Consider the following 26393-nt stretch of genomic DNA (forward strand, 5'->3'; position numbering starts at 1 on the left):
AGAGGACCGAGCATGACCGGCCCGACCACCACCCGACCGGCCGACGGGGCACCCCGGGTGCCGTCCGTCTCGTGCGTCTTCGTCTGCCACGACGGCGGCGGGCGCGTCCTGCTTGCCCGGCGCGGCGCCGGTGCGCGGGACGAGCCGGGCAGTTGGGACACCGGCGCGGGGGCGCTGGAGTACGGCGAGACCTTCGAGTCGGCGGTGGCGCGCGAAGTCCGCGAGGAGTACACCGCCGAGGCGCTTGCGATCCACACGGTCGGCGTCCGCAACATCCTGCGCGAAGATCCGGTGTCGCACTGGGTGGCGGTCGTCTTCGCGGTCGAGGTGGACCCGGCGCGGGTCGCGATCGGGGAGCCGCACAAGTTCGACGAACTCGGCTGGTTCACGCCGGAGGCCCTGCCCTCGCCGCAGCACTCGCAGCTCGCGGCGACGCTGGAGCTGTACCTGTCCGCGCGCGGCTGACTGCCGGGGTGGCATCGGGCCCGGCCCGGCCGGGACCGATGCCACCCCGGGATCGTCAGGTCAGGACGACCGGCAGGTCGAACGGTTGCCGGTTGTCGGAGAAGTCCGGGTCGTCGGGGCCGAGGACGGTGATCGAGCCGCCCGTCAGCGTGCCGGGGGCCCGGACGTCGGCCCCGATCCGGACGGGCACCAGCGCGGTCGCGCTGCGCAGCGGCGGCAGGCCGGCCGGGAACTCGCAGCGGACGTGCCGCTCGTCGTGGGAGACCTGGCAGGACCGCGGGAAGAACGGGCCCTCGGCCCGGGTGCCCGGTGGCAGCGTCACCAGCACGGTGAAGGCGGACGCCGTCCGGTCCGGCCCCTCGTTGGCCACGTACGCGTGCACCGTCGTGGTGCCGCCCGGCGGTGCGGCCTCGGGGTCGATCCGCATCACCCGGAGATCGGAGACCGGGCCGGGGGCCGGATCGCCCGCCCGCTCCCCGCCGCGGGGCTCCCCGCCCCGTCCGGGCACGGCGCAGGCCGTCCCGGCAGCCAATGCGAGCGCCAGCACGGCGCATCCCGTCACCAGTGCACCGCGTACCGAGCCCCGGGCCATCGCCCTCACCAGCCTTGTCTTGCCTCACCGGCCCGTCGTGATGCGGGCCGCCTCGTGACAAGGCTGGACCGAACAGCCCGCCACCGTTCGGGGAACACACCGCTTCCGCTCGAACGAGTGAACGCAGGGCAGGTAGGTGCAACCATCCGACGAGCTGTTCGGCGGCGGCCGCCCGGCCCGGCGCCGCCGCAGGTCAGGGAGCCAGCACCTGGCCGAGCCGGGCCGAGATGTGCCGCATCACCGGCACCAGCGAGGCACTTCCCGCCTGCTCCTCCAGGGCCCGGATCCGCGCCTCCGGGCCGGACACCGACAGTGCGGTCGGTGTCGGCGCGCCCGGCACCGCCACGGCGATGCAGCGGACGCCGATCTCCTGCTCCTGGTCGTCCACCACGTACCCCCGCTCGCGCGCCTCGGCGAGCTGCTCCAGCAGCAGCTGGGGGTCGGTCACGGTGTACGAGGTGTGCGCGGGAAGGGGATTGGGGCCGAGGACGGCGCGGGCCTCGTCCTCCGGGAGCTGTGCGAGCAGGGCCTTGCCCACACCCGTGCAGTGCGGCTGGACGCGGCGTCCGACCTCGGTGAACATCCGCATCGAGCGCCGTGACTGCACCTGGCCGACGTAGACCACCTCGCCACCCTCCAGGACGGCCAGGTTGGCGGTCTCCCCGGTGGCCTCCATCAGCTCGGCGAGGTAGGGGCGGGCCCAGCTGCCGAGCAGCCGGCCGGCCGTCTCGCCGAGCCGGATCAGGCGCGGGCCGAGGGTGTACCGGCGTGCGGTGTCCTGGCGGACATATCCCTGCTGCGCGAGGGTACGAACCAGGCGGTGGATGGTGGGCATCGGCAGGCCCGAGGAGGCGGACAGTTCACTGAGCGTCGCGACGCCGCCCGCGTCGGCGAGCGCCTCCAGCAACTGGAAGGCGCGCTCGACGGACTGCACGCCGCCGCTCGCGCGGTCGGTGCCCGTCGTCGATGCTGTGTCGGGGGTCCGGGCCACCGGCGTTCCCTTCGCTGTCGGGGGAGGAGTAGAGTCCCAGCGATCACCTCAACAAATCGTTGAAATTCTGTATCGCGGAAACTATTCTCCACCTTACAGAATCCAACCCGTCGGTAGGCGGGTTCAGATCAGGGAGGCTCCCCCCGGAACTCCCTCCGCCAGGCTCAACCGTCCAAGGAGTGTCCTGCCCATGGCTACAGAACAGGGACTTGCCGGCGCCTCCCCCGCCGCTCCGGTCGTCACTGTCGCCGGTCCGCGCGTCCCCCGCGCCGAGGAGGTGCTCACCCCCGAGGCCGTCGCCTTCGTGGTCGGCCTCCACCGCGCCTTCGAGAGCCGACGCCAGGAACTCCTGACCCGACGCAAGAGCCGCCGCGCCGAGATCGCGGCGACCGGCACCCTCGACTTCCTGCCGGAGACGGCGGAGATCCGCGCGGGCGACTGGAAGGTCGCCGAGGCCCCCCGGGCGCTGCGCGACCGCCGGGTCGAGATCACCGGCCCGACCGACCGCAAGATGGTCGTCAACGCCCTCAACTCCGGCGCCCGGATCTGGCTCGCCGACTTCGAGGACGCCACGTCGCCCACCTGGGAGAACGTGGTCAGCGGCCAGGTCAACCTGATCGACGCCTACGAGGGCCGGATCGACTTCAGCAGCGGCGCCGGCAAGGCGTACACCCTGAAGCCCTCCGCCGAACTGGCCACCGTCGTGGTCCGCCCGCGCGGCTGGCACCTGGACGAGAACCACCTGCTGGTCGACGGCACCCCGGTGGCCGGCGCCTTCGTGGACTTCGGCCTGTACTTCTTCCACAACGCCGCCCGGCTGCTGGCACGCGGCCCCGAGGACCCGAACTCCGGCCCGTACTTCTACCTCCCGAAGACCGAGAGCCACCTCGAGGCCCGGCTCTGGAACGACGTCTTCACGCACGCGCAGGCCGCCCTCGGCATCCCGCACGGCACCGTCCGCGCCACCGTGCTGATCGAGACGATCACCGCCGCCTTCGAGATGGACGAGATCCTCTACGAGCTGCGCGAGCACGCCGCCGGCCTCAACGCGGGCCGCTGGGACTACCTCTTCTCGATCGTGAAGAACTTCCGCGACGCCGGTGAGCACTTCATCCTGCCGGACCGCAACAGCGTCGGCATGACCTCGCCGTTCATGGCCGCCTACACCCGCCTGCTGGTGCAGACCTGCCACCGGCGCGGCGCGCACGCCATCGGCGGCATGGCCGCCTTCATCCCCTCCCGCCGCGACCCCGAGGTCAACGCCGCCGCACTGGAGAAGGTCCGGGCCGACAAGGAGCGCGAGGCGGCCGGCGGCTTCGACGGCTCCTGGGTCGCCCACCCGGACCTCGTCCCGGTCGCCCGCGCCTGCTTCGACGCGGTGCTCGGCGACCGGCCGAACCAGAAGGACAATCCCGGTTCCCCCGGGACCGTGACGCCGGCCGAGCTGCTCGACATCGCCGGCGCCGGCGGCAGCTGCACCCTGGCGGGCCTGCACAACGCCGTCCAGGTCGGTGTCCGCTACATCGAGGCCTGGCTGCGCGGTCTCGGCGCGGTCGCCATCTTCAACATGATGGAGGACGCCGCCACCGCCGAGATCTCGCGCTCGCAGATCTGGCAGTGGATCAACAACGGCGTGGTGCTGGCGGACACCGGCGAGAAGGCCACCGCCGACCTCGTCCGCCGGCTGGTGGCCGCCGAGCTCGCCGACCTGCGGGCCGAGCTGGGCGACGACGCCTACGCCGGCGGGCGCTGGGCCGAGGCCGCCAGGCTCTTCGAACAGGTCGCCCTGGCCGAGGAGTTCGTGGACTTCCTCACGCTGCCCGCGCTGCCCCTGCTGGACTGAGCCCCGATCCGTCCGGCCGCGACCCGGCTGCCGCCTGCCGAGCCGTAGCACTGGTCGCACCCGTTCCGCCGATCCGCAACGTGCGCCCGCCACGTCGATCCGCCCGTACCCGAACCGGCGGCCCGGCCGGGGGACCTCGGTGAGGTCCGCCCCCCGGCCGGGCCGCCGCGCACGCTCAGAGGAGCCCCGACGATGGCCCGCATCTTCTTCAACGGCCAGGCGATGGCCGGTGGCCCCTTCCACCACTCCGTCGCCGACGCGCTGATCGGCCCCGTCCGCACCGCGCCCGGCTACCGCTTCTTCTCCATCGGCGACGTCTGCCCCGGCCTGCTGCCCGCCCCCGGCACCGGCACCGTGATCGAGGGCGAGCTCTACGACATCACCCTCGAACACCTCCGGGACGTCATTCTCCCCGGCGAGCCCCGCGAGCTGGAGCTCGGCGTGATCGAGCTGGCCGACGGCAGCGCCTGCCTGTCCATGCTGCTCGCGCGCGGCGAACTGGAGCGCGGGGTGCACAAGGAGATCACCGGGCACGGCGGCTGGCGTGCCTACCTGGCGACGCTGGGCCGTACGGCCTGACCGGGCGGCCCGGGGCTGTCAGACCCCTCGGGCAGCATCGGGGCATGGACGACGACATTTTCTGGCAGCTCATCAGCACGGCCCGCGCCGGGGCACGCGACGAGAGCGAGCAGGCCGGCGCGCTGGCAGGCCTGCTGGCCGGGCTGCCGGCCGAGGAGATCACCGCCTTCGACCGGATCTACGCCGGGTACCACAGCCGGGCGTACACCTGGCGGCTCTGGGCGGCCGGCTACGTCATCAACGGCGGGTGCAGCGACGACGGTTTCCACTACTTCCGCGACTGGCTGATAGCGCGCGGCCGCACGTTCTACGAGTTGGCGCTCGCGGACCCGGACGCGCTGGCGGGCGAGTCCTGGGACGAGGAGGAGGACGCCGAGGCGGAGGAGGTCGGCTACGCCGCGTCGCACGCCTACGAGCGGGTGACGGGCGCCGGACTGCCGGACGGCCCGGGCGTCGGCGACGCGGGCACTCCGGCCGGCGAGGCCTGGGAGGAGGACGACCTGGAGGAGCTGCTGCCGAGGCTGTCCGCCCGCTTCGACTGAGCGGCCCGGGGCGGGGAGCCCGCCCCGGGCCGGTGTCCGGCTAGGCCCGGCCGGTGAGGTGGGCCACGTCGGTGCGCAGAGCGGGGAGCGTGTCGTACATGGTGGCGCCGGGGCAGTCGGTGGCGAGCCAGTCGCGGTGGCCGCTGATCGTCCGGGCGGCCTTGGTCACGCCGTTGACCGGGTTGACGAAGGTGATGGCGGCCTCCGGGTCCAGACCGTGCCAGAACGACAGGCCGGCGAGCAGCAGGGTGAGCGAGCGGCGGGCGGCCTCGGTGGGCAGTTGGCCGCTGAGGGTGCCGAGCAGCGCGATGCCCAGGTTGCCGGAGTTGTAGCCGGCCGAGTGGAACGCGGTCACCATGTTGCCGGACGCGTCGTGGGCCGGGAGCGGGTCGGTGCCGGAGTACCGGCCCTCGTAGACGCGGCCGGCCTCGTCGATCAGGAAGTGGTAGCCGATGTCGCCCCAGTCGAGGGTGACGGCGTGGTACTCGTAGATCGCGCGGACGGTCGCCGCCGGGTCCGGGTCGGCGTTGATGCCGTCGGTGTGGTGCACGGTGAGGGCCTGCAGCGGGTAGTACGCGGTGGGCGTGTTCTCGACGCCGTTCTTGAACCGCTTGGACTCGTCCGCGCCCCAGGCGGCGCGGGACAGGTACTGGATGCCGCCGAACATCACCGGCTCGGTCAGCGGCAGGCTGACCTGACGGGTCGGGCCCGCGGTGGTGTCGATGCCGGCGGAGCGGACGTCGGTGGCACCGTCGGGCAGCCGCAGCTCGTAGCCGGTGGCACCGCCGACCGCCACCAGCGCGCTGGCGTTCTGCGCGGCGTCTCCCTCGTGGCCGTCGGGGCCGCCCGCGCAGCTCGTCGTGAGTGCCTGCCAGTCGCCCGGGACGCCGTCCCGGTGGAGCCTGATCGAGGCACCCCGCCGGGGACCCGTCCAGCTGGCCCCGACGTACTGGATCGGGAAGTCGGCCTGCAGCGCGGTCGCCTCCGTGCCCTCGGCGGACACGGCGCGGGTCTGCGGGATCCCGACGGTCTGCGCGCCGGCCGGCTGCGGGCCGGCGGCCTGTGCGGCGGTGGCCGCGGTGAGCGGGCCGACGACGGCGGCGGCGGCCGTCGCGCCGAGCGTCCCGATCACGGTGCGGCGGCTGACCATGGGCTTGCTGTGTGGCATTGGTGTCCCCGAGATAAGGCGTGAACGCGAACAGGGGCCGGGCGGTGGCCGGGCTCCGTGCTGATTGATGATCAGCATCACTGATATACACGGCTCGTACCCCGATCGGGTTGCACGCCTTCCCGGTCCTTCTCGCAGGTGTGCCCGGCCGGCCCCGTCGGACCTGCCCGCCGGGGCACGCCGCGGCCCCGGACCCTCGCCGTGGGTCCGGGGCCGCGTTCCGATCGCCCCCGAGGGGGCTCACGGAGTCCGGGTACCGCACCGTCCCTGGGCGGCCCGGAGTCTGCGGGGTGCGGCCGCCGGGAGGGCGGCCGCACCGGCTGGGGCGGGTCAGACGCGGGCGGCCAGCTCCCGGGCGGCGCGGGCGCACGCCTGGGCGATCCGGTCCTCGTTGACGGTGGTCAGGTTGCCCCTCTCGACCACGGCGTTGCCGTTGACGAGGAGCAGGGCCAGCGGCGGCAGCGCGCCCAGGGTGAGGGCGGCGACCGGGTCGGCGATGGAGGAGTGCATGATGCCGTCGATCTTCCAGAGCGCCAGGTCGGCGAGCTTGCCCGCCTCGATCGAGCCGATCTCGTGCTGGCGGCCGAGCACCCGGGCGCCGCCCATGGTGCCCAGGCGCAGCGAGCTGCGGGCGGTGAGGGCCTTCGGGCTGCCGTGCAGACGGTTGATCAGCAGGGCGTTGCGCAGTTCGGTGCCGAGTTCGCCGGACTCGTTTGAGGCGGTGCCGTCCACGCCGAGGCCGACCGGCACGCCGGCCGCCAGCATGTCGGGGACGCGGGCGATGCCGGCCGCGAGGCGGGCGTTGGAGGACGGGCAGTGCGCGACACCGGTGCCGGTCTCGGCGAACTTGGCGATGTCGGAGTCGTTCATGTGGACGCAGTGCGCCATCCAGACGTCCTCGCCGAGCCAGCCCGTCGACTCGAAGTAGTCGGTCGGGCCCATCCCGAACAGCTCCTTGCAGAACTGCTCCTCCTCGGCCGTCTCGGAGCCGTGGGTGTGCAGCCGGACGCCCTTGCGGCGGGCCAGTACGGCGGCCTCGCGCATGAGTTCGGTGGAGACGGAGAACGGGGAGCAGGGCGCGATGGCGATCTGCAGCATCGAGTCGGCGGAGGCGTCGTGGTACTTGTCCACGGCCGCCTCGGAGGCGATCAGGATGTCCTCGGTCCGCTCCACCGCGTGGTCCGGCGGCAGGCCGCCGTCCTTCTGGCTGCGGTCCATCGAGCCGCGCAGCGCGGTGAAGCGCAGGCCGAGCTCCTGGACGGCCTCGATCTCGGCGCCGAGGATGTCGCCGCCGTCCTTCGGGAACACGTAGTGGTGGTCGCTCGCCGTCGTACAGCCGGACTTCAGCAGGGCGGCGGCGGAGCCCTGGGCGGCCGCGTGCACCAGCCGGTCGTCGATCCGGGCCCAGGTCGGGTAGAGCGCGACGAGCCAGTCGAACAGGATGTTGTCCTGGGCCAGGCCCCGGGTGATCCACTGGTAGAAGTGGTGGTGGGTGTTGACCAGTCCGGGGGTGATCAGGTGGCCCTCGCCATTGACCCGGCGCACCACGTTGTCCAGCCACTGCGGGGCCGGGCCGTCACCGACCGACTCGATCCTGTTGCCGAGGACGACGACGTGGCCGCGGGCGTACTCGGTGTCGTCGGCGTCGACCGTCGCGATGGCGACGTTCTCGATGACGATCCGCTGGTCGGCGGGTGGGGGCTGGACTGCCATGGTGGGGACTCCTAGGGGGGAGGGCGGGAGGGGAGGCGGGCGCCGGAGCGTTTCTACCGCCCCTCCCACCGGTCAGGACGGTGTCGCCGTCGGCGCCGTCGCGCCGGGCGTGTCGCCGGCGGGGGACCGGCGGCGCGCTCCGACATGGTGGAAGAGCAGGTTGAGCAGGACGGCCGCCACGCAGCCGGCCGAGATGCCGGAGTGCATCAGGGTGCGGACGGCCTCCGGGAACGCGTCGTAGAAGGCGGGGGCGGCGATCGGGATGATGCCGACCCCGAGTGAGACCGAGACCAGGATGGTGTTCGAGCCGGACTCCATCCCGGCCTCCGCGAGGGTGCGGATGCCGCTCGCCGCGACCGTGCCGAAGAGCACGATCCCGGCGCCGCCGAGGACGGGCTGCGGCACCAGCGAGACCAGCGAGCCGAGGACGGGGAAGAGGCCGAGCAGGATCAGGATCCCGCCGCCGGCCGCGACCACGAAGCGGCTGCGGATCTTGGTCAGTGCCACCAGCCCGATGTTCTGGGCGAAGGCGCTGGCCGCGAACCCGTTGAAGACCGGGCTGATCGCGGTGGCCAGGCCGTCCGCCCGCAGGCCGGCTGCCAGGGTGGCCTCGTCGGCCTCCCGGTCGACGATCCGGCCGAGCGCCAGCATGTCCGCGGTGGACTCGGTCATCGACACCACCATCACGATGCAGAGCGAGATGATCGCCGCCGCGTCGAACATGGGGGCACCGAAGTGGAACGGGGACGGCAGCGCGAAGACCTCGGCCTCGCCGACCGGACCGAAGTCGGCCAGGCCCAGCGGGAAGGCGACCAGGGTGCCGATCGCCAGGCCGACGAGCAGGGACAGCTGCTGCCAGAAACCGGACAGCAGCCGGTTGCAGAGCACCACCGCGACGAGGGTGAACGCGGCGAGGCCGATGGCCCGTACCGAGCCGAAACCGGGAGCGTCGGGTGAGCCGCCGCGTGCCCAGTTGACCGCCACCGGCAGCAGGGACACCCCGATGAGGGTGATCACGGTGCCCTGGACGACCGGCGGGAAGAACCTGATGAGCTTGCAGAAGTACGGTGCCGCGAGGAAGCACAGGAGCCCCGCGACGATCACCGCGCCGAAGATCACCGGGAGGGCGTCCTTCGGGCCGTGCTCCTGGGCGATGGCGATCATGGGTGCCACACCGGCGAACGAGACGCCGTTGACGAACGGCATCCGGGCGCCGATCTTCCAGATACCCAGGGTCTGGAGCAGGGTGGCCAGCCCGGCGGTGAACAGGCTGGCCGATATGAGCAGGGCGAGCTCGGCGGGGGAGAGTCCCACGCCGGCGCCGACGATGAGCGGGGGCGCCACGACGCCCGCGTACATCGCGGCCACGTGCTGGAGACCGGTGGAGATGAGTTTCACCGGGGGCAGCAGCTCGTCCACGGGGTGGACCGCCTGCCCGGGTGGCGTCTCGGAGTGGCTCCCCGGACCACCACCCGGACCGGAAGGCCTGTCAGGGGTGGAACCGCCGTCGGTGCTGCTGTTGGTGCGGAAAGCCATGTCGAGCCCCTCTTGTGCCCATGGCTCCCGGCGCGCCCGTGGCGCTGGAGAGTGGCTGAACTCGCCCTGGCCGAGGGCGGGACGGCGGTGCAAGGGTCCCTCGGCCGGTTTCTCCAGGCCGCCGGGCCGGCCGCCGTGGGGCGGGCACGATCTCCGGTTGGTGGGGGTGGAGAAACAGCTGGTGCGGTGGAGCGTGGTGGTGCGGTGCGCCTGGCAGCGGCCGGCCCGAGGGGGCCGGAGGGTGCTGCGCCGGGCGGTGTTCATCGGCGGACGGGGGGTCGTCAGGCGACCGGGATGACCGGGACGACGCCCTCGCGGTGCACGGTGCCCTCGATCAGGCCGTACATCCGGTCCGCCGCGTAGTAGACCTCGTTCTCGTTCTTGAGGCCGAACGGCTCCAGGTCGACGAGGAAGTGGTGCTTGTTGGGCAGCTCCAGGCGGACTTCGTCCACCTCGGCGCGGTTGTTGAGGACCCGGGTGCCCATCGCGTGCAGGGTCTGCTGCAGCGAGTAGGAGTAGGTCTCGGCGAACGCCTCCAGCAGGTGGCGGCGTACGTGGGTGTAGGAGCGGTTCCAGTTCGGCTGGGGCTCTTCGTCCCGGCCGGTGAAGCCGTACTTCCAGCGGGCCGTCACCTGGGTGGCGAGGATCCGGTCGTACGCCTCCTGCAGGGTGGTGTACTTGTCCTTGATGTAGCCCCAGAACTCCGAGTTGGTGGAGTTCATCACGACCAGGTCCTTGAGGCCCGAGATCACCTGGACGCTGTCGCCGTCGTAGGTGATCTCCGAGGTGCGGGTCTCGCCGCCGTTGCGGACGAACGAGTGGCCCACCTCCTCCGAACCGATGAAGCGGGCGGAGCTGTCCGGGGTCTTGATCCGGTCCCAGGTGTACTCCTCGATCCGGATCCGGGCCCGGTGGATCGGCTCGTTGTTGTCCACGAAGTGCTTCGCCAGCGTGATGCCGAACTGCTCCGCCGACTCGATCCCGTACTCCTTCGCGAAGGCGAAGACGGTGTTCTTCGTGGTGTCGGTGGGCAGGCAGTTGGCGTTCGAGCCGGTGAGGTGGACGTCGTCGAGGTCACCGGAGAGGGCGACCGAGACGTTCAGGTCCTTGATCTCGTGACGGGTGCTGTCACGGTAGACGCGGACGATGCGGTTCTCCGCCTTGCCGTACTGGTTCTGACCGAGCACGTGGGCCATGACATGGCTCCCAATCAATCAAGGGGTCTAGCTTCCGCGGTAGACCGAGTATCCGAACGGGTTGAGCAGCAGGGGCACGTGGTAGTGGTGCTGCGCGGGCGCGACCGTGAAGACGATCGAGACCTCGGGGAAGAACGGCGCCTCGTCCGACCTCTTCGCGAAGTACGCGTCGGTGTCGAACAGGAGCCGGACGACCGAGCCCGCCTCCACGGCCGGCAGGTCCTTGGCCCGGCCGTCGGAGTCCGTGGCGGAGGTGCCGAGCACCGTCCAGCCACCCTCGGTGTGCAGTGCGAGCTCGACCGGGACACCCTCGGCCGGGCGGCCGAGGCTGGTGTCGAGAACGTGCGTGGAGATGCCAGTCATGGGTGAAGTGACCTTACTGATGGCTGGGGTGACTGCCCGTCGGGACTACCGGTGGGAATCGTCGAGCAGTCGGTCGATACGGATGTCGTTGATCTTGCGCAGTTCGCCCCGGACGATCTCCGCCTCGGTGGCGGCGTCGTTCGGGAAGCGCTCGCGCAGCGCGGCGAGCATGGTGGCCGCGGTCCGGCCGGTCGCGCAGATCAGGAACACGTGGCCGAACCGGGCCTCGTAGGCGGCGTTGGCCTCGCGCAGTTCGTCGAGGAGTGCGGTGTCCACTCCGTGGACACCGGCCTGTTCGCGCTCGGAGGTGGCGTCGCCCGCCTTGGGGCTGCCGATCCGGGCGTGGCCGGCCATCGCGTCGGCGAGGTCGGCGGGCGTCAGCTCGGCCATGGCCGCCGCGTTGGCGGCGAGCAGGGCGTCACGGTCGGCCCAGGGCCTCGTCGCGGTGAGGGCGGCGGCCCAGCGGGGGCTGGAGCAGATCTCCAGCAGGGTCTTCTCCAGCTCGGCGGCCGGGGCCGCCGCCAGCGCTCCGAGGGCGCCGGCTGCCTGCGTCGGCGCCGTCTCTGACGACGCCGGGGGGTGGTTGGTCACGGGTGGACCTCCTGAAGAGTGGTGCCACCCGCAAAAGCTAGATCCGCCACCCCCGGGCGTCAACACTTTGTTGAACGGTTGGTGGTTACGTTTTGATCCGGGCCCGGTTACCGGCCCGTTTCGTGTGCGATTGGCCAAGTGCGCCCGGAGCTTTCCCGGGTCCAGACTGGGCCGACCGGGCGGGCCTCACGGCTCAGCCGGACTTCGGGCCGCCGTCCTGGCGGTTGAGGTAGTTGTACACCGTGAAGCGGCTGACGCCGAGCGCGGAGGCCACCGTCTCCACGCCGTGGCGCACGGTGAACGCGCCGCGTTCCTCCAGAAGGGCGACGACGCGCTGCTTCTCCAGGCGGTCCAGCTCGGCCAGCGGCCGGCCGTCGAACTGGCGGGTCATCTCGGCCAGCAGGCGGTCCAGCGCACTGCTGAGGTGCGGCAGGCGGACGGCGATCGCCGGTACGCCGTCCCACTCCAGCAGGACGTCGTCGGCCCTGGCCTCCTCGATCGCGACCGGCGTCGCGCCGACCGCGTCGAGCAGCGGCTTCATCGCCGCGGCGAGCGGGTGCTGCGGTACGTCGCTCACGGCGTGCCCGCCCCTTCCGGGGTCGCGCCGTCGGCGAGCACGCTCACCTGGACGGAGATCCGGGTGGCCCCGGCCTCCAGGGTCTCCTGCAGCAGCCTGGTCACGGCGGCCAGCACCTGCTGGGCCTCGCCCTCCGCGCCGGTGCCGAACGGGCCCACGGCGACGGCGAGGCCGGCCTCGTCGACCACGCGCCGGGCCGCGACCGCGTGCTCGGGGAACGTGTCCAGCTCGAACGGTTCTGTCGTGAACTCCACCATCAATCGCACCCGCTCACTCTAGCGAGCGGTCCGGCGGGCGGCAGGGGCTGGTCGATCGAACAGCCGGAGGCCGGGCGGGAGGGGAGCGTTCGGCCTCTTCAACAAATTGTTGCGACGGTCTTGACACCCGCTCGACCCGGCGGACATGCTTCCACCAAGCAGAATCCTTCTTCCGGATTGTGGAAGTCGAGGATACGGAAGAGTGAAAGGTGACTGACGTGACTGCCGCTTCCCAGCACGCGTTCCTCCACGGACGCGTCACGGTCAACCTGTCGATCCTGTTCAGCGAGCTTCCGCTCCTGGAGCGCCCGGCCGCGGCCGCCGCCGCGGGTTTCGACGCGGCCGAGCTCTGGTGGCCGTTCGGCGAGGACGCCACCCCCGCCGAGGCCGAGCTCGACGCCCTCCGCAAGGCCTTCACCGACGCGGGGGTGCGGCTCACCGGCCTCAACTTCCTCGACGACCTCACCAGGGGCGCCCGCGGCACCGTCTCCGTCCCGGCCGAGAAGGAGCGCTTCCGCGCGAACGTCGCGGTCACCGCCTCGCTGGCCGGCTCGCTCGGCACCCGGGCCCTCAACGCGCTGTACGGCAACCGGGTCGAGGGCGTTGACCCGGCCGAGCAGGACGCGCTCGCGCTGGAGAACCTCGTCCTCGCCGCGCGGGCCGCCCACGGCATCGGCGCGATCCTGCTGGTCGAGGCCCTCAACCGGCCCGAGTCACCGGACTACCCGCTGGTCACCGCGCGGGCCGCGGTCGAGATCGTCGACAAGGTGAACGCCGCCACCGGCCTGGGCAACGCCAGGTTCCTCGCGGACTTCTACCACCTGGCCAGGAACGGCGAGGACGCCGGCGCCGTCATCGACGCGTACGCCGACCGCTTCGGCCACGTGCAGATCGCCGACACCCCGGGCCGGGGCGAGCCCGGCACGGGCGACCTCGACTTCGACGACCTCTTCGCCCGCCTCGCCGCCGCCGGCTACACCGGCCGCGTCGGCCTGGAGTACCGCCCCTCCACCGGTGTGAGCGCCGACAGCTTCGAGTGGCTGCCGCGCGAGCTCCGCTCCGCGTAGCGGGCCCTCGGCACTCGCCCCCCACCCCACCACGTACGAAGGACAGCGACGCATGAGCGCCTCCCGCAAGATCGCCTTCATCGGCCTCGGCATCATGGGCAGCCCGATGGCCGCCAACCTGGTCAAGGCCGGCCACCACGTCACCGGCTACAACCTCCAGCAGCCCGCGATCGACGCCCTGGTGGCGGCCGGCGGCCACGGTGCGGCGAGCATCGCCGAGGCCGTCGCCGACGCCGAGGTCGTCATCACGATGGTCCCCGCCGACCCGCACGTGCTGCAGGTCATCCTCGGCGAGGGCGGTGTGCTGGAGAACGTCAGGGCCGGCACGCTCGTCATCGACATGTCCAGCATCACCCCGCAGACCTCGATCAAGGTCGCCGCCGCCGCCCGGGAGAAGGGCGTCCGCACCCTGGACGCCCCGGTCTCCGGCGGTGAGGCCGGTGCCGTCGAGGCGGTGCTCTCGATCATGGTCGGTGGCGACGACGCCGCGGACTTCGCCGAGGCCCGGCCGCTCTTCGACGCCCTGGGCACCACCGTGGTCCACGTCGGCCCGGCCGGCGCCGGCCAGACCGTGAAGGCCGCCAACCAGCTGATCGTGGCCGTCAACATCCAGGCCGTGGCCGAGGCCGTGGTCTTCCTGGAGAACGCGGGCGTCGACCTCGCCGCCGCCCTGGACGTGCTCGGCGGCGGCCTGGCCGGCTCGACCGTGCTGAACCGCAAGAAGGCGAACATGCTGAACCGCGAGTTCGCCCCCGGCTTCCGCATCGACCTGCACCACAAGGACATGGGCATCGTCACCGACGCCGCCCGCGCCGTCGGCGCGGCCCTGCCGGTGGGCGCGGTCGTCGCCCAGCTGGTCGCCTCCGCCCGCGCGAACGGCGACGGCTCGCTCGACCACTCCGCACTGCTGCGCGGCGTCGAGCGCCTCTCCGGCCGCACCGTGGCCTAGGAGCGCGCCACCTCCGGGCCGGGGCACTCAGCCCCGGCCCCCACAGACTCCTCCTGGCGGCGTGTACCTATCCGGTCGTGCCCGCGCCGTCAGGAGGCCGGATCCGACCGGCAGGCGGGCCGGGGCTCATCCGCCCGCCTGCCGGTCGTACCAAGCCGGTGGCGCGCTCTCCCTTCCCGGGGGCACTTCGGTCGTGTCCGCGCGCCGCCCGGCCCCCTCCCTCGCCGAGGGGAGCCACCCGTACGTCGGAAGCGGGACGGGTGGAACGGCGGGGAGGGGGTCGCACCCCGCACTTCGAGGCCCCGGAACCACGAAACGGGCGCAGACTCGGATCATCCGCGGCGCCCGCCGCAAGCCCGCCTGCCGCAAGCCCGCCCGCCGCAAGCCAGCCCGACCCCGGAAGTGAGGCCCACGCCATGCCCGCCACCCCCGCCCAGGGCCATGTCGTCGTCGCCCCCGACAAGTTCAAGGGCACCCTGGAGGGCGCCGAGGTCGCCGCCCGCATCGCGGCCGGCATCCGGCGCGCCGCCCCGGGCACCGACGTCCGCGAGCTGCCCGTCGCCGACGGCGGTGAGGGCACCCTCGCCGCCGCGCTGGCGGCCGGGTTCGTCCGGGTACCGGTGAAGGTGGCCGGCCCCACCGGCCTGCCGGTGGACGCGGCGATCGCCGTCCGCGGCGACACCGCCGTGGTCGAGCTCGCGCAGTCCTCCGGCCTGGCCCGGCTGCCCGGCGGCCGCACCGCGCCGCTCGCCGCCGGTTCGTACGGCGTCGGACAGCTGATCGGACGGGCCGTCGGCCTCGGTGCCGGGCGGATCGTGCTCGGCCTCGGCGGCAGTGCCTGCACCGACGGCGGGGCCGGCATGGTGCAGGCGCTCGGCGTCGGCCTGTACGACAGCGAGGGGGCGGAGCTGCCGCCCGGCGGCGCGGCCCTGCGCCGGCTGGCCCGGATCGACCTCGGCCCCCTCGCGGACGTGCTCCGGGGTGTGGATGTCGTGGTCGCCTGCGACGTCGACAACCCGCTGCTCGGCGCGCGCGGTGCGACCGCCGTCTACGGCCCGCAGAAGGGTGCGGACGGCGAGGACCTGCTGATCCTGGAGGAGGGCCTGACCCGCTTCGCCGACGTCGTCGGCGAGGTGACCGGGCGGGACCTGCGGGGCGCTCCCGGGGCCGGCGCCGCGGGCGGGGTCGGCTTCGCGGCCCTCGCGCTGCTCGGCGCCACCATGCGGCCCGGCATCGAGCTGATGCTCGAACTGCTGGGCTTCGACGAGGCCGTGCGTGGGGCACGCCTCGTCGTGACGGGCGAGGGCTGCCTGGACGCGCAGACGCTCCACGGCAAGGCTCCCGCCGGCGTCGCCGCGGCGGCCACCCGGGCGGGGGTTCGGGTGGCCGCCGTGGCGGGGCGTCTGGAGCTGGCGGAGAGTGAGTGGCGGGCGGCCGGTTTCGCCGCCGCGTACGCGCTCACCGAGCTGGCCGAGCGGCCCGGCGACAGCATGACCAGGGCGGCGGAGCTGGCGGAGGCCGCGGGGGAGCGGCTGGCCGCCGAGTTGCTGCCCGGTTAAGCCTCGGTTTCCTCGTAGCTTCCTACATTGACGTTTTGTTGAAGGCGGGCCTAGGCTCCGAGCAATCGCAGCCAGCAGTATGACGATCACACCTCAACTGCCGCCCCGGCCACTCGTGTCCGCCTTCAGCGACCCCTTTTCCCCAGCCCCCTCCCTGTAGCGCCCCAGCCCCCCAGATCCCTGTACCGCCCCAGCCCGGAGGTCCCGATGCCCCCCAGCGAGACGCCAGCCGCCGCCGTGGTGATCCGCTCCCGCCGCGTGGTCCTCCCCGACGGCGAGCGCCCCGCTGACGTGCTGGTCCGGGACGGGAAGATCGAGCGGATCGCCGCCCACGGCTCGATCCCGGCCGGCGAGGGCCTGCTGACCGACCTCGGCGCCACCGCCCTGCTCCCCGGCCTGGTCGACACCCACGTGCACGTGAACGAGCCCGGCCGCACCGAGTGGGAGGGCTTCGCCACCGCCACCCGGGCCGCCGCCGCCGGCGGCGTCACCACCGTCATCGACATGCCGCTGAACTCGATCCCGCCGACCACCACGGTCGACGGCCTGGACGCCAAGCGGAAGACCGCCGCGGGCCAGGCCTGGGTCGACCTCGGCTTCTGGGGCGGGGCGATCCCCGGCAACACCGCCGACCTGGAGCCGCTGCACCGGGCCGGAGTGTTCGGCTTCAAGAGCTTCCTCGCCCCCTCCGGGGTGGACGAGTTCCCGCACGTCGGGCAGGCCGACCTGGAGAGCGCCCTCACCGAGCAGGCCAGGATCGGCGCGCTGGCGATCATCCACGCCGAGGACCCGGCCGTCCTGGACGCCGCCCCGCAGCAGTCCGGCGTGCACTACCGCGACTTCCTCGCCTCCCGCCCCGACGCCGCCGAGACCGCCGCCGTCGCCCGGCTGCTGGACGCCGCCCGCCGCACCGGCGCCCGGGTGCACATCCTGCACGTCTCCTCCGCCGCCGTCCTGCCGCTGCTGCGCCAGGCCCGTGCGGACGGCGTCCGGGTGACGGCCGAGACCTGCCCGCACTACCTCACCCTCGCGGCCGAGGAGGTGCCGGACGGCGACACCGCCTTCAAGTGCTGTCCGCCGATCCGCGACGAGTCCAACCGGGACGCGCTCTGGGCGGCCCTGGCGGCCGGTGAGTTCGTCGCCGTGGTCTCCGACCACTCGCCGTCCACCCCGGACCTCAAACAGCTGGAGAAGTACGGCGGCAGCGGTGACTTCGCCGCCGCCTGGGGCGGCATCGCCTCGCTCCAGGTCGGGCTGCCGGCCATCTGGACGGAGGCCCGCCGGCGCGGGCACACCCTCTCGGACGTCGTCCGCTGGATGTCGGCCGGCCCCGCCTCGCTCGCCGGCCTGACCGGCACCAAGGGCGCCGTGGCCGTCGGCCACGACGCCGACCTGGTCGCCTTCGACCCGGACGGCGAGTTCGCCGTCCGCGCCGACCGGCTGCACCACCGCAACCCCGTGACCCCGTACGCGGGCCGGACGCTGACCGGCGCCGTCCGCACCACCTGGCTGCGCGGCCGTGTGGTGGACGTGGACGCCGAGCCGTTCGGCCGTCAGATCACCCGTCCCTGAATCAGGAGGCTCACCGATGAGCAGCGTTACGACCCCGAGTGCTCCGTTCACCGAGCTGGTCAACCTGGCCTCCCGCCTGCTCGGCGCCGGCGTGGTCGCCACCAACGAGGACACCTTCGCGGACGCGGAGAACCTGCTGGTCGCCAAGCCCGCCGAGTTCCGCGCGCACACCTTCGGCCACAAGGGCCAGATCATGGACGGCTGGGAGAGCAAGCGCCGGCGCGGCGTCAGCGCCGAGCAGCCGCACCCGACCGACGAGGACCACGACTGGGCGGTCGTCCGGCTCGGCGTCGGCGGCGTGATCCGCGGCGTGGTCGTGGACACCGCGCACTTCACTGGCAACTACCCCGAGACGGCGTCCGTGCAGGGCGCCTCGATCCCGGGCCACCCGTCCGTCGAGGAGCTCGACTCCGCGCACTGGACCGACCTGGTACCGCGCACCGCGCTCCGCGGCGACACCGCCCACGAGTTCGAGGTCGCGGACGGGACGCGCTACACCCACGTCCGGCTCAACATCTGGCCCGACGGCGGGGTGGCCCGCCTGCGCGTGCACGGCGAGGTGCTGGCCGACCCGCGTGAGCTGGACGGCCTCACCTTCGACCTCGCCGCGCAGGAGTACGGCGGCGTCGCCGAGGCCGCCTCGGACCGCTACTTCTCCTCCCCGCACAACCTGAACGCTCCCGGCCGCGCCTCCGTCATGGGCGAGGGCTGGGAGACCCGGCGCCGGCGCGACAAGGCCAACGACTGGGTCCGGATCGCCCTGGCCGGGGGCGGCGAGGTGCTGGCCGCCGAGGTGGACACCACCCACTTCGTCGCCAACGCCCCCGGCTGGGCCGGCCTGGTGGGCTACGACGCCTCGAACGGCGGCGACCCGTCGGACGACCCGGACGGCTGGTTCGAGATCCTGCCCCGGACGCGCCTGCAGCCCGACACCCGGCACCGCCTGCGCCTCGCCGTGGGCCGGCCCGTCACGCACGTACGCATCGACGTGTACCCGGACGGCGGCCTGGCCCGGCTGCGCCTCACCGGCCGGCTCACCGAGGCCGGCCGCGCCGCCCTCGCGCTGCGCTGGTTCAACGCACTCCCGGCCGACGAGGCCCGCACGGCCCTCGTCGAGGCCGGTCTGAAGGCGGAGGAGGCCACCGAGCTCACCGCCGCCCGCCCGCTCGCGGACGCCGCCGCGACCGGCGCCGCCGTGTCCGCGCTCCAGCCGGCCGACGGCCCCGACGGCGAGCAGTCCTCCCGCCGCCGTTCGGCGCTCCGGCGTCTGCTCGGCGTCTGATTCCCTGCGCCGCCGACTGCCGGACCGACCGTCTCCTCCTTCTCCACGCACCGCCTTTCTCACCCCGAAGGACCCTCCATGTCCAAGATCCTGACCACCGAGGCCGGCGCCCCGGTCGCCGACAACCAGAACTCGGCGTCGGCCGGCGAGTACGGCCCGCTGCTCATCCAGGACCAGCAGCTCCTGGAGAAGCTGGCCCGCTTCAACCGTGAGCGCATCCCGGAGCGCGTCGTGCACGCCCGCGGCTCCGGTGCGTACGGCTACTTCGAGGTGACCGACGAGGTCTCGCAGTTCACCCGCGCCGACTTCCTCTCGGAGATCGGCAGGCGCACCGAGGTGTTCCTGCGCTTCTCGACCGTGGCGGGCAACCTGGGCTCCTCCGACGCGGTGCGCGACCCGCGCGGCTTCGCGCTGAAGTTCTACACCGGCGAGGGCAACTACGACCTGGTCGGCAACAACACCCCGGTGTTCTTCATCAAGGACCCGGTCAAGTTCCCCGACTTCATCCACTCGCAGAAGCGCGACCCGTTCACGGGCGTGCAGGAGGCGGACAACGTCTGGGACTTCTGGGCGCACTCGCCCGCCTCGACCCACCAGATCACCTGGCTGTTCGGCGACCGCGGCATCCCCGCCTCGTACCGCCACATGAACGGCTACGGCTCGCACACCTACCAGTGGGCCAACGCGGCCGGCGAGGCGTTCTGGGTGAAGTACCACTTCAAGACGAACCAGGGCATCCGCTCGCTGGACGGCGCGCAGTCCGCCGAGGTGCTCGGCGCCGACGCCGACAGCCACCAGCGCGACCTGCACCAGGCCATCGAGCGCGGCGTGTTCCCGTCCTGGACGCTCTACGTGCAGCTGATGCCGGTCGCCGAGGCGGCCGACTACCGCTTCAACCCGTTCGACCTCACCAAGGTCTGGCCGCACGCCGACTACCCGCTGCAGAAGGTCGGGCGCCTGGTGCTCAACCGGAACCCGGAGAACGTCTTCGCCGAGGTCGAGCAGTCCGCCTTCTCGCCGAACAACTTCGTGCCCGGCATCGGCCCCTCCCCGGACAAGATGCTCCAGGGCCGGCTGTTCGCCTACGCGGACGCCCAGCGCTACCGCCTCGGCGTCAACCACACCCTGCTCGCCGTGAACGCCCCCAGGGCGACCGAGGCGAACAACTACGGCCGGGACGGCCTCTCCGCCGTCAACAAGTCCGGCCGCGGCAAGAACTACGAGCCCAACTCGTACGACGGCCCGGCGCAGACCGACGAAGCGCTGGCCGCACCGGTCGCGCTGAACGGCCACACCGGCACCTGGACGACGCCGGCCCACACCAAGGACGACGACTTCTTCCAGGCCGGCGAGCTCTACCGGCTGATGTCGGCCGGCGAGCGGACCCGCCTGATCGGCAACATCGCGGGCTTCCTGGCGCAGGTCACCCGGGACGACGTGATCGAGAAGAACCTCGCCCACTTCCACGCGGCCGACGAGGAGTACGGCAGCCGCCTGGAGGCGGCCGTCGCCGCGCTGCGCGCCGGCGACGAGGGCTGACCGCAGCCCGCCGCCCGAGTCCGACCGACCTACCCTCACCGGCCGCCCGGGGCCCGCACTCCGGCCGGCCGCGTGGCACGGGCCCCTCCCCGCCGGGCAGTCGGGGAGGGGCCCGTCCGCGTTTCCGGGGCGCGCCGGTGGCATATGCCAGTCAAGTCGCGCTTATCACCTGCGCGAATATCTGCCGACCGGGAGCTCGGAACGCATTCCGGTGGATAGGCTGGAGCAGCCGCGGCACGTCCGCGCGGGGCATCGGAAGGGGAGGACGTCATGTCGACACCAGCCCGGGGTCGTCAGGCCACGCTGGACCAGGGTGGCCCTGGCCCGTACACCTCCCTGCAGCATGCGCTGAGACTGCTGGAGGCGGTCGACCGTCACCCCGGCGGGGTGACCACCGCCGGCCTGGCCCGGGAGACCTCGCTCCCGCTGCCGGACGTCCGCCGGCTGACCGAGTTCCTGGAGACCGAGGGCTACCTGCAGTACCAGGACGAGGCCTGGGTGCTCGGAGGCACCTTCGCGCTGCTCGGCCAGTACAACCGGGAGCAGCTCGTCAGGGTCCGGCTGAACCACAAACTGGCCGAACTGCGGGACGAGTTGGGGGCGGCGGTGTACTTCAGCCGCTACCACGAAGGGGAGTTGTCGGTGGAGGCGGTCGCGTCGGCCGACCACGCCCCGGCCGTCCAGGAGTGGGTGGACTTCCGTGCCACCGCGCACGCCAGCGCGATCGGCAAGTGCCTGCTGAGCCAGCTCGACCACGACACCCGGCGGGACCACTTCTCCCGGCACCCGGTGGCCCGGCTCACCTCGCGCACCGTGGTCGACGCCGAGCAGCTGATGCACCGTCTGGAGCGCCAGCCGGCCACCATGCCGATGCTGGACATCCAGGAGTACGCCCTCGGCACGGTGTGCGCGGCGGTGCCGATCACGGCGGGCAGCACGGTCGGCTGCCTGGCCACCTCGATGCCGGTCGACAACGTCCACCGGCTGAAGGCGGCGGCCGAGCTGCTCGCGGTGCGGGCCGCGCCGCTGATGCTCGCGATGGCGGTCTGAGCACCGCTGCCGTTCCAGAGCTGCTGTTCGAGAGCTGCTTCCGAGGCCCGCCGGGACGTCCCGGCGGGCCTCGGTGCTGCCCGGACCCGACTGCCCGCCTTATTAGACTCGATGTCGATAAGAATGGTCGAAACCCTTGTCGCGGGCATTACCCGCTAGTACGTTTCCGGGAGTCGAGCTGCCACCCGCAGGTCAGGAGAGCCCTCATGCCCCGCTCCACCTCCGCCGCCCCCGCCGTCCACGACAACCTCGTCCTGGAGCCCCGGGACGTCCGCTTCGACTGGTCCGCACTGCCGCTGCACTGGATCCCCGACGAGCCGATGGCCACCCACACCATCAACGTCCTGCACCTGCTGCTGCCCGAGGGCGAGCGCTGGTTCGTCCGGGTCTTCAAGGAGGCCCTGCCGCTGATCACCGACGAGCAGCTGTGCGAGGAGGTGCTCGGCTTCATCGGCCAGGAGTCCATCCACGCCGAAGCCCACCAGGAAGTCCTCGACCACCTGCTCGCCCAGGGGCTCGACCCCCGCCCGTACGTCCGCCAGATCGCCTGGCTGTTCCAGCGGATCCTCGGCGAGCGCAGCGGACTCAGCCCGCGCGGGCGCCGCGAGAACATCATCGAGCGGGTCGCCTTCGTCGCCGCCATCGAGCACTTCACCGCCTTCCTCGGCGACTGGGCGCTCAACTCGCCCGGCCTGGACCGCGCCAAGGCCGACCCCACGATGCTCGACCTGCTGCGCTGGCACGGCGCCGAGGAGGTCGAGCACCGCAGCGTCGCCTACGACCTGATGGTCCACCTCGACCCCGGCTACCTGCGCCGTGTCCGCGGCATGGCCGTCTCCGGGCCGCTCCTCGTCCACCTCTGGGTGCGCGGCGTCCGCTTCCTGCTCGCCGCCGACCCCACCCTCGACGGCCGGATCCGCCCCACCTGGCGCGAAGCCCGGAGCATCGCCGCCCGCGGCATGCTGCCCGACCCGGTCAAGTCGCTCCGCTCCGGCCTGCGCTACCTGCGGCGCGGCTACCACCCCACCCAGGAGGGCTCCTCCAGCCAGGCCCTCAGCTACCTGGCCACCTCCCCGGCGGCGCGCGCCGCAGCCCACCACTGACCAGCCGCCAGCAGCCAGGAGAGCAACCCCGGATGGACCTCAGCACCCCGCCCCCGGACCTGTACGGCCGCCCCCGCGCCGACCGCTTCATGCAGCGCGTCACCGCCTTCGGCGACCGCTACACCCCCGCACTCGGCAGCCCGCTGCTGCGCCGCAGCCCCCGCCGTCCGCCCGCGCGCCCCACCCCGCCGCTGCGCCTCACCGTCACCGGCCACCGGACGATCGCCGACGGCATCGCCGAACTGCGCCTCGCCGACCCCGCCGGCGGCGCACTGCCCGGCTGGCAGCCCGGCGCCCACATCCGGCTGCGGCTGCCCTCGGGCCGCGAGCGCCACTACTCGCTCTGCGGCGACCCCGCCGACCGCGGCGGCTACCGGATCGCCGTGCGCCGGCTGCCCGGGGGCGGCGGCGGCTCCGTCGAGATCCACGACGAACTCCTCCCCGGCACCGAACTGACCGTCCGCCGCCCCCGCAACGGCTTCGCCTTCTGCGCGGAGCCGGCCGTCCTGCTGCTGGCCGGCGGCATCGGCATCACCGCGCTGCTGCCGATGGCCCGCGAGGCCCGCCGCCTCGGCCTGGACTGGCACCTGATCCACACCGGCCGCAGCGCCGGCACCCTGCCCTTCGCGGACGAGCTGCGCGCCCTCGGCCCCGACCGGGTGGAGATCCGCACCGACGACCGGCACGGCGTCCCCACCGGGGCCGCACTCCTCGCCCGCGCCCGCCGGGGCACCGCCGTGTACTGCTGCGGGCCCGCCCCGATGCTCGCCGCCGTCCAGGGCGCGCTGGAGGCGTCGCCCGCCCGCACCCTGCACTTCGAACGCTTCGGCGCCGCCCCCGTCCTGGGCGGCAGTCCGTTCGGCGTCCGGCTCGGCGCGGACGGACCGCTGCTCGCCGTCCCCGCCGACCGCTCCGCCCTGGACGTCGCCCTGGAGCAGCGCCCCGGCCTCCCGTACTCCTGCCGCCAGGGCTTCTGCGGCACCTGCCGGGTGCACGTCCTGGCCGGCACTCCCGAGCACCGCGACCGCCGCCTCACCGAGGACGAGCGCGCCGCCGGCGCCCTGCTGCCCTGCGTCTCGCGGGCGGCCGAGGGCGAGACCCTCGTCCTCGACCTCTGACCGCCCGACAGGAGCCGCACCCGCATGGCCACCGCGACCGCCGCCCGCCCCGCCTTCCCCTTCACCGACGCCGACCTCGGCCGGTTCCGCGAGACGCAGCAACTCGCCTACCACTGCGCCGAACAGGTCGCCGCCTGGATCGAACCCGGCGTCACCGAACGCCAGGCCACCGCCGAGCTGCGCCGCTGCCTGGTCAAGGCCGGCGTGCAGGACTTCTTCCACATCCCGTTCGCCTGGTTCGGCGACCGCACCGCCTTCCGGCACTTCCACACCCCGCTCCAGTTCTTCGCCGGCAACCGCAAGCTCCAGGAGGGCATGCCGTACGTGCTGGACTGCGCACCCGTGGTGGACGGCTACACCGCCGACATCGGCTACGGCGGCAAGGCCGGCGACAACCCCGTCTGGGACCGCCTCGCCGCCGACCTCCAGGTCTACCGCGAGCTGATCCTGCGTGAGGTGAGGGCCCGCAAGCCGCTGGACGAGGTCTACGCGGCCGTCGACGCGCAGATCGCCGCCCACGGCTACGACAACCGCCACCAGGTCTACCCCGGCCGGGTGATCGGCCACCAGGTGACCCGGACGACCGCGCGCGGCCCGGCCGGCGTCAACCTGTTCGGCTTCGGCCTGCGGACCGTCCAGACCCTCGGCCGGGAGCTGATCAGCGAGCGGCTGCACGGCCGCTCCCCGCTCTGGGCGGACGGCCGGGCCTCCCGGCACGCGCCCACGCCCGGCCTGTGGGCGGTCGAACCGCACATCGGCTTCCGCGAGGTGGGTATCAAGTTCGAGGAGCTGCTGGTGGTCACCGAGGATGATGCCTACTGGCTCGACGACGACCTGCCGCACGTGCGGCGCTGGAACAACGCCCCGGAGGCCTCCCGATGACCCCCCGCCGCCGCACCGTCCACTCCGGCGGGCTGCCGCTCGCCGTCTTCGAGCAGGGCGACCCGGCCGCGCCGACCGTCCTGCTGGTGCACGGCTACCCCGACACCCACGTGGTCTGGGACGACGTCGCCGACGACCTCGCCCGCGACCACCACGTGGTGCGCTACGACACCCGCGGCGCCGGCGAGTCCGGGGTGCCGGCCGACCGGGACGGCTACCGCCTCGAACAGCTCGCCGCCGACCTGTTCGCGGTCGCCGACGCCGTCAGCCCCGGCCGCCCGGTGCACGTGGTCGCCCACGACTGGGGCTCGCTGCAGTCCTGGGAGGCCGTCACCGAGCCCGGGGCCGGGCAGCGCCTCGCCTCCTACACCACCCTCTCCGGCCCCTGCCTCGACCACATGGGCTTCTGGATCCGCAAGCGCCTGCACCGGCCGACCCCCCGGCACCTTCGGCAGCTGATCTCGCAGGGCGCGCACTCCTGGTACATCACCGCCTTCCACCTGCCGGTGCTCGCCCCCGCCGTCTGGCGGCTCGGCCTGGCCCGGGCCTGGCCCCGCGTGCTGCGCGACCTGGAGGGCGTCACCCCGCGCCCCGGCCACCCGCAGCCGACCCTCGCCCGGGACGCCGTGCACGGCATCGAGCTGTACCGCGCCAACATGCGCCCCACCCTGCGCGATCCGCGCGAGCGGCCGACCGACGTCCCCGTCCAGCTCGTCACGCTCACCCGGGACCGCTACGTCGGAGCCGCCCTCTCCGAGGGCATCGAGCGCTGGGTCCCGAACCTGACCCGCCGCACGCTCGACGCCACCCACTGGTCCGCACTGCTGGAGAAGGGGTCCGCCGTGGCCGGTCTGGTCCGTGATTTCGCCGCCCGCACCGAGGCCGGGCAGAAGGCCGGCCCGCCCGAGGACGGCCGGCTCGTCGTCGTCACCGGCGCCGGCAGCGGCATCGGCCGCGCCACCGCCCTGGCCTTCGCCGAACAGGGCTGCCGGGTCGTCGTCTGCGACCTGGACCTCGACGCCGCCACCCGCACCGCCGAACTCGCCTCCCTGATCGGCCCGCCGGCCCACGCCTACTGGGTCGACGTCAGCGACGGCGCTGCCGTCGACGCCTTCGCCGCGCAGGTCGCCGCCGCGCACGGCGTGCCCGACGTGCTGGTCAACAACGCGGGCATCGGCCACTCCGGCACCTTCCTGCAGACCACCGAGAAGGAGTGGCAGCGCGTCCTGGACGTCAATCTGTGGGGCGTCATCCACGGCTGCCGCGCCTTCGGCACCCTGATGACCGAACGCGGCGAGGGCGGCCACATCGTCAACATCGCCTCCGCCGCCGCCTACCTGCCGTCCAAGGTGCTGGCCGCCTACGCCACCAGCAAGGCCGCCGTCCTGATGCTCTCGGACTGCCTGCGCGCCGAACTCGCCCCGGCCCGGATCGGCGTCAGCGCGATCTGCCCCGGCATCGTCAACACCAACATCACCCGCACCTCCACCTTCTCCGGCACCACCGCCGACCAGCAGGCCGCCAAGCAGCAGCGCGCCGCCAAGCTCTACGCCCGCCGGGGCTTCCCGCCCGAGAAGGTCGCCGCCGAGATCGTCCGCGCCGTCCGCACCGGCAAGGCCGTCGTCCCCGTCACCTTCGAGGCCAAGGCCGCCCGCGCCCTCGGCCGCCTCTCCCCGGGCCTGCTGCGCCTCGCGGCCCGGCTGAACGTGGGCTGAGCACGCGGGCCGGGCCGTCCTCCCCGGTCACCGGGGGGACGGCCCGAGCGGCATCGAGTATGCCCGCCGTGATTTCCGGAAGGACGGCTCGCCCGGCGCGTGTCAGCGGCGGCCGGCCGGGCGGGTGTCTGTTAATCCTGGTGG

At 73.2% G+C, this 26393-nt stretch carries 24 protein-coding genes and 1 pseudogene; 15 read left to right on the forward strand and 10 right to left on the reverse strand.

Translation table 11 applies throughout. The features are described 5' to 3' along the window. Positions 1-12 precede the first annotated feature (12 nt). Positions 13-465 (forward strand): NUDIX domain-containing protein, encoded by a 453-nt coding sequence (locus tag ACFUK0_RS02985; protein WP_380246246.1) that lies wholly within the window; start codon positions 13-15, stop codon positions 463-465. Positions 466-520: 55 nt separating this feature from the next. Here the strand turns inward: ACFUK0_RS02985 and ACFUK0_RS02990 are convergent, their stop codons facing one another. Next, positions 521-1012, reverse strand: coding sequence for a hypothetical protein (locus tag ACFUK0_RS02990; RefSeq protein ID WP_380246247.1), 492 nt, complete (start codon positions 1010-1012; stop codon positions 521-523). Between the two features lie 238 nt (positions 1013-1250). After that, the gene (locus tag ACFUK0_RS02995; RefSeq protein WP_380246248.1) at positions 1251-2048 is read right to left on the reverse strand and encodes an IclR family transcriptional regulator; all 798 of its coding nucleotides are present in this window, start codon (positions 2046-2048) and stop codon (positions 1251-1253) included. Positions 2049-2238: 190 nt separating this feature from the next. On the opposite strand from ACFUK0_RS02995, the gene aceB reads away from it, so the two are divergent. The 3 genes from aceB to ACFUK0_RS03010 all read left to right on the forward strand — a co-directional run bounded on the left by aceB (position 2239) and on the right by ACFUK0_RS03010 (position 5012). Then, positions 2239-3891 (forward strand): malate synthase A, encoded by a 1653-nt coding sequence (gene aceB / locus ACFUK0_RS03000; protein WP_380246249.1) that lies wholly within the window; start codon positions 2239-2241, stop codon positions 3889-3891. 192 nt (positions 3892-4083) lie between these two features. Beyond that, positions 4084-4470 carry a gamma-glutamylcyclotransferase gene (locus tag ACFUK0_RS03005; protein ID WP_380246250.1) on the forward strand — a complete coding sequence of 129 codons (387 nt, stop codon included), beginning with the start codon at positions 4084-4086 and terminating at the stop codon, positions 4468-4470. 44 nt (positions 4471-4514) lie between these two features. Then, positions 4515-5012 carry a DUF4240 domain-containing protein gene (locus ACFUK0_RS03010; protein WP_380246251.1) on the forward strand — a complete coding sequence of 166 codons (498 nt, stop codon included), beginning with the start codon at positions 4515-4517 and terminating at the stop codon, positions 5010-5012. Positions 5013-5052: 40 nt separating this feature from the next. On the opposite strand, the gene ACFUK0_RS03015 is transcribed toward ACFUK0_RS03010, so the two are convergent. The 8 genes from ACFUK0_RS03015 to ACFUK0_RS03050 form a co-directional block, all read right to left on the reverse strand. Further along, positions 5053-6180 carry a peptidoglycan recognition family protein gene (locus tag ACFUK0_RS03015; protein WP_380246252.1) on the reverse strand — a complete coding sequence of 376 codons (1128 nt, stop codon included), beginning with the start codon at positions 6178-6180 and terminating at the stop codon, positions 5053-5055. 330 nt (positions 6181-6510) lie between these two features. Then, positions 6511-7893, reverse strand: coding sequence for an 8-oxoguanine deaminase (locus tag ACFUK0_RS03020; RefSeq protein WP_380246253.1), 1383 nt, complete (start codon positions 7891-7893; stop codon positions 6511-6513). Between the two features lie 72 nt (positions 7894-7965). Continuing rightward, positions 7966-9429 carry a nucleobase:cation symporter-2 family protein gene (locus tag ACFUK0_RS03025; RefSeq protein WP_380246254.1) on the reverse strand — a complete coding sequence of 488 codons (1464 nt, stop codon included), beginning with the start codon at positions 9427-9429 and terminating at the stop codon, positions 7966-7968. Positions 9430-9710: 281 nt separating this feature from the next. Next, positions 9711-10625: a factor-independent urate hydroxylase gene (gene pucL, locus ACFUK0_RS03030; protein ID WP_380246255.1), complete on the reverse strand. Its 915-nt coding sequence runs from the start codon at positions 10623-10625 to the stop codon at positions 9711-9713. A gap of 27 nt (positions 10626-10652) precedes the next feature. Continuing rightward, on the reverse strand, positions 10653-10988 hold the full coding sequence (uraH, locus tag ACFUK0_RS03035) for a hydroxyisourate hydrolase (RefSeq protein ID WP_380246256.1): 336 nt from the start codon (positions 10986-10988) through the stop codon (positions 10653-10655). Between the two features lie 45 nt (positions 10989-11033). Next, positions 11034-11579, reverse strand: coding sequence for a 2-oxo-4-hydroxy-4-carboxy-5-ureidoimidazoline decarboxylase (uraD, locus tag ACFUK0_RS03040; protein ID WP_380246257.1), 546 nt, complete (start codon positions 11577-11579; stop codon positions 11034-11036). 193 nt (positions 11580-11772) lie between these two features. Next, on the reverse strand, positions 11773-12156 hold the full coding sequence (locus tag ACFUK0_RS03045) for a helix-turn-helix domain-containing protein (RefSeq protein ID WP_380246258.1): 384 nt from the start codon (positions 12154-12156) through the stop codon (positions 11773-11775). After that, positions 12153-12413, reverse strand: a complete 261-nt coding sequence (locus ACFUK0_RS03050) for a thiamine-binding protein (RefSeq protein WP_380246316.1) — start codon at positions 12411-12413, stop codon at positions 12153-12155. The genes ACFUK0_RS03045 and ACFUK0_RS03050 overlap by 4 nt, the downstream gene beginning before the upstream one ends. Before the next feature lie 209 nt (positions 12414-12622). Between ACFUK0_RS03050 and ACFUK0_RS03055 the strand changes: the two genes are divergently transcribed. From ACFUK0_RS03055 to ACFUK0_RS03105, 11 genes and pseudogenes are all read left to right on the forward strand, one after another. Continuing rightward, the gene (locus tag ACFUK0_RS03055) at positions 12623-13480 is read left to right on the forward strand and encodes a TIM barrel protein (RefSeq protein WP_380246259.1); all 858 of its coding nucleotides are present in this window, start codon (positions 12623-12625) and stop codon (positions 13478-13480) included. A 52-nt stretch (positions 13481-13532) separates the two neighbouring features. Then, complete coding sequence (locus ACFUK0_RS03060; RefSeq protein WP_380246260.1) at positions 13533-14429, forward strand: 2-hydroxy-3-oxopropionate reductase; 897 nt, start codon at positions 13533-13535, stop codon at positions 14427-14429. 416 nt (positions 14430-14845) lie between these two features. Further along, positions 14846-15988 (forward strand): glycerate kinase, encoded by a 1143-nt coding sequence (locus ACFUK0_RS03065; protein WP_380246261.1) that lies wholly within the window; start codon positions 14846-14848, stop codon positions 15986-15988. Positions 15989-16195: 207 nt separating this feature from the next. Continuing rightward, positions 16196-17560, forward strand: a complete 1365-nt coding sequence (gene allB, locus ACFUK0_RS03070) for an allantoinase AllB (RefSeq protein ID WP_380246262.1) — start codon at positions 16196-16198, stop codon at positions 17558-17560. 16 nt (positions 17561-17576) lie between these two features. Beyond that, positions 17577-18629 (forward strand): annotated as a pseudogene (gene alc / locus ACFUK0_RS03075) (allantoicase); the annotation flags it as partial. 291 nt (positions 18630-18920) lie between these two features. Continuing rightward, on the forward strand, positions 18921-20381 hold the full coding sequence (locus ACFUK0_RS03080) for a catalase (RefSeq protein ID WP_380246263.1): 1461 nt from the start codon (positions 18921-18923) through the stop codon (positions 20379-20381). A gap of 270 nt (positions 20382-20651) precedes the next feature. After that, positions 20652-21431: an IclR family transcriptional regulator gene (locus ACFUK0_RS03085; protein WP_380246264.1), complete on the forward strand. Its 780-nt coding sequence runs from the start codon at positions 20652-20654 to the stop codon at positions 21429-21431. 206 nt (positions 21432-21637) lie between these two features. Continuing rightward, positions 21638-22534 (forward strand): metal-dependent hydrolase, encoded by an 897-nt coding sequence (locus ACFUK0_RS03090; protein WP_380246265.1) that lies wholly within the window; start codon positions 21638-21640, stop codon positions 22532-22534. Between the two features lie 32 nt (positions 22535-22566). After that, on the forward strand, positions 22567-23652 hold the full coding sequence (locus ACFUK0_RS03095) for a PDR/VanB family oxidoreductase (protein ID WP_380246266.1): 1086 nt from the start codon (positions 22567-22569) through the stop codon (positions 23650-23652). A 24-nt stretch (positions 23653-23676) separates the two neighbouring features. Continuing rightward, complete coding sequence (locus ACFUK0_RS03100; RefSeq protein WP_380246267.1) at positions 23677-24534, forward strand: M24 family metallopeptidase; 858 nt, start codon at positions 23677-23679, stop codon at positions 24532-24534. Continuing rightward, positions 24531-26249: an SDR family oxidoreductase gene (locus tag ACFUK0_RS03105; RefSeq protein ID WP_380246268.1), complete on the forward strand. Its 1719-nt coding sequence runs from the start codon at positions 24531-24533 to the stop codon at positions 26247-26249. Before ACFUK0_RS03100 ends, ACFUK0_RS03105 begins: the two co-directional genes overlap by 4 nt. The last annotated feature ends 144 nt before the right edge of the window (positions 26250-26393 follow it).

The sequence above is a fragment of the Kitasatospora sp. NPDC057223 genome (assembly GCF_042669755.1).
Taxonomy (GTDB): Bacteria; Actinomycetota; Actinomycetes; order Streptomycetales; family Streptomycetaceae; genus Kitasatospora.

What these genes read in the sequence shown, in the direction of transcription:
- ACFUK0_RS03025 (WP_380246254.1), bottom strand. Translation starts at nt 9,429, where the DNA reads ATGGCTTTCCGCACCAACAGCAGCACCGACGGCGGTTCCACCCCTGAC.
- pucL (WP_380246255.1), bottom strand. Translation starts at nt 10,625, where the DNA reads ATGGCCCACGTGCTCGGTCAGAACCAGTACGGCAAGGCGGAGAACCGC.
- ACFUK0_RS03010 (WP_380246251.1), top strand. Translation starts at nt 4,515, where the DNA reads ATGGACGACGACATTTTCTGGCAGCTCATCAGCACGGCCCGCGCCGGG.
- ACFUK0_RS03020 (WP_380246253.1), bottom strand. Translation starts at nt 7,893, where the DNA reads ATGGCAGTCCAGCCCCCACCCGCCGACCAGCGGATCGTCATCGAGAAC.
- ACFUK0_RS03065 (WP_380246261.1), top strand. Translation starts at nt 14,846, where the DNA reads ATGCCCGCCACCCCCGCCCAGGGCCATGTCGTCGTCGCCCCCGACAAG.
- uraH (WP_380246256.1), bottom strand. Translation starts at nt 10,988, where the DNA reads ATGACTGGCATCTCCACGCACGTTCTCGACACCAGCCTCGGCCGCCCG.
- ACFUK0_RS03080 (WP_380246263.1), top strand. Translation starts at nt 18,921, where the DNA reads ATGTCCAAGATCCTGACCACCGAGGCCGGCGCCCCGGTCGCCGACAAC.
- ACFUK0_RS03100 (WP_380246267.1), top strand. Translation starts at nt 23,677, where the DNA reads ATGGCCACCGCGACCGCCGCCCGCCCCGCCTTCCCCTTCACCGACGCC.
- ACFUK0_RS03060 (WP_380246260.1), top strand. Translation starts at nt 13,533, where the DNA reads ATGAGCGCCTCCCGCAAGATCGCCTTCATCGGCCTCGGCATCATGGGC.
- ACFUK0_RS02985 (WP_380246246.1), top strand. Translation starts at nt 13, where the DNA reads ATGACCGGCCCGACCACCACCCGACCGGCCGACGGGGCACCCCGGGTG.
- aceB (WP_380246249.1), top strand. Translation starts at nt 2,239, where the DNA reads ATGGCTACAGAACAGGGACTTGCCGGCGCCTCCCCCGCCGCTCCGGTC.
- ACFUK0_RS03105 (WP_380246268.1), top strand. Translation starts at nt 24,531, where the DNA reads ATGACCCCCCGCCGCCGCACCGTCCACTCCGGCGGGCTGCCGCTCGCC.
- ACFUK0_RS03005 (WP_380246250.1), top strand. Translation starts at nt 4,084, where the DNA reads ATGGCCCGCATCTTCTTCAACGGCCAGGCGATGGCCGGTGGCCCCTTC.
- ACFUK0_RS03090 (WP_380246265.1), top strand. Translation starts at nt 21,638, where the DNA reads ATGCCCCGCTCCACCTCCGCCGCCCCCGCCGTCCACGACAACCTCGTC.
- allB (WP_380246262.1), top strand. Translation starts at nt 16,196, where the DNA reads ATGCCCCCCAGCGAGACGCCAGCCGCCGCCGTGGTGATCCGCTCCCGC.
- ACFUK0_RS03095 (WP_380246266.1), top strand. Translation starts at nt 22,567, where the DNA reads ATGGACCTCAGCACCCCGCCCCCGGACCTGTACGGCCGCCCCCGCGCC.
- ACFUK0_RS03015 (WP_380246252.1), bottom strand. Translation starts at nt 6,180, where the DNA reads ATGCCACACAGCAAGCCCATGGTCAGCCGCCGCACCGTGATCGGGACG.
- ACFUK0_RS03050 (WP_380246316.1), bottom strand. Translation starts at nt 12,413, where the DNA reads ATGGTGGAGTTCACGACAGAACCGTTCGAGCTGGACACGTTCCCCGAG.
- ACFUK0_RS03085 (WP_380246264.1), top strand. Translation starts at nt 20,652, where the DNA reads ATGTCGACACCAGCCCGGGGTCGTCAGGCCACGCTGGACCAGGGTGGC.